The organism is Chlorogloea sp. CCALA 695 (assembly GCF_003003885.1).
Taxonomy (GTDB): domain Bacteria; phylum Cyanobacteriota; class Cyanobacteriia; order Cyanobacteriales; family Chroococcidiopsidaceae; genus Aliterella.
Window position 1 is genome coordinate 1 of the sequence record NZ_PVWN01000163.1, and the last position, 2,144, is coordinate 2,144.

A 2,144-nucleotide genomic window follows, 5' to 3' on the forward strand; every position below is an offset into this window, starting at 1 on the left:
ATTCGCCGCCTTACGTTTAGCCGCTTCTCCCCGCCTGTCATACCGTGCGGTAGTTACAGGACTGACGTGACCTGCCAACATTAAAGTCAGTGAAGGGGTCGCCCCCTCCACTGCTCTACAAAACGGAACGTGAAACTTTAGCTTCATTCCGCTCCTCAATAAAACGGCTGCTGTCATCAGAACGTCATTACCAACGTATCATTATCCCCGTTATCGGGTTCAACTGGTGGCTTAGGTTTAGCACTATTACAGCTAGATTTTGTACCGAGACTTCCATCGGTGGCAGTCTTTTTGTCGTGGCAGTGTCGATGAAGTAGTTGCCAATTATTGTAGGCGTTCTTTCCACCCATAGATGTAGGAACGATATGGTCAACTTCTGTCCATTCTCCATCTTTAAAATAGTTGCCGCAATGAACGCATTTCCCTTTTTGTCTCTTAAGCAACGTGGCTACTCTTGTTGACACTTTGGGGTGTTCGCCCATTCTTGTACTCCAGTAAACCCAATCACCATCATAAGGAGATGCTACGCCCTTAACTTTTACATAGCGCTTTATTGGAGTGGAGCTATGTTGCATAAACATTAGAGGGTTGCTGCCCTCCCTGGTTGCGAACGCCCAGTTGTTGCCTTCTACGGTTTTAAAGTATTTCAGACGTATCCACTTTTTACCTTTATTTCTATGACGGTGACAACCCCATTTAAGAAGCTTCCAAAACACCAAATGCCGTAACCTATCAAATACTTTCTGGCTGACGACGGTGGAGAAGTAATTGCACCAACCCCTAATAATGGGATTGAGTATTTTAATTAGAGTCGCTTGGTCTAACCCGCGCGACTTGTTTATTACTTCCGACACTTTTCTATAGTGCCTTCTTTGACTTTCTTTATTGGGGGTGATAATAGTCTTAAAACCTAGTAATCCACCTCTAGTCTTACTTCCTGAGTGATACTTTCCTAGTGGAAATTGTCTAACGTTAAATCCTAAAAAATTAAATCCAGGTTCTTCGCTTTCTAATTTAGTCAGGGTGTGAGTAAGTCTCGTTTTACTTGGTTTTAATTCTAACCCAATGCCACTTAACCACTTCTCTATCTCCGATTTGCACAGTTTTATGACTTCGTAATTCTCATGAACAACGACAAAATCGTAAAGCTCGATGGGGGAAGCTTCCCCCATCAGACTTTACATCTGCGTATCTAATCAGTGAAACCGATTTGAGTTTATCTCTTAGTCCAAAAGTATGACCGCGATGATCTCTCATCTCGAATTTTGGGGCTAATCCCATAATCAATTCCGGTAGTCCCATGTAGAGCAACATTTGCAAGTAGCGGTGATAAAACCCCTCCTTGCGGTGTGCCTTCCTTCGTCGGGAATAGTTCTGTCCCATCCATTACACCAGCTTTTAACCAAGCTCGGATTTGTCTCCGTAGGGTCGGATAGGTATTTAGTTTTTGGAGAAGTACCTCGTGATTAATGCGGTCGAAGCATTTACTGATGTCGGCATCCAACACATACTTGGGTTTTTTATTTACCGCACTGTATATTGCTCCAATCGCATCGTGACATGAGCGACCAGGGCGGAACCCATAGGAATTGGGGTCAAACCGCGCTTCCCATTCTGGTTCTAATCCCAGTTTGATTAGCGCTCTTCTTGGCTCGGTCATACATTGTTGGTATTCCTAAAGGTCTTTTTTCCTCCGTACCTGGTTTGGGTATCCAAACGCGGCGCGTCGGTTTTACCTTATTGCTCAGTGTAAGTTTATCTATCAAGATGAGACGTTGGTTTGGGGTCAGCGATTTTACGCCATCCACACCTGCCGTCTTCTTGCCCCGATTGTCCTGAGTAACCCTTCTGACCGCTAATGCTCTTGCAGCCCTTGAGCTTATCAGCAATTTCTGAAGCCTGCGAACTAACTTAACATCACCACGATTAGACGCTTGGAATATCCGATGAGTGCAACTTAAAGACGCTACGCTCTAGCTTTCGCCAGTTCACATCGCTCCATTCATACATCGGTATTGTTGCCGTGTTCATAACATATTCATTGCTACTGGTAGCTATCCCTTTCGTATTACCGTGAGTCCGTCTGCGTATCCTTACCATTACAGCAAGGCGTTAGCTTCTGACCCAATCTCTCTCATCTGTTA

The 2,144-nt window shown here is 44.5% G+C and carries 1 pseudogene; it reads right to left on the reverse strand.

What is annotated here, in order from left to right:
• Positions 1-176: 176 nt before the first annotated feature.
• Positions 177-2,031, reverse strand: a pseudogene (locus tag C7B70_RS29015) (group II intron reverse transcriptase/maturase).
• Positions 2,032-2,144: the final 113 nt, after the last annotated feature.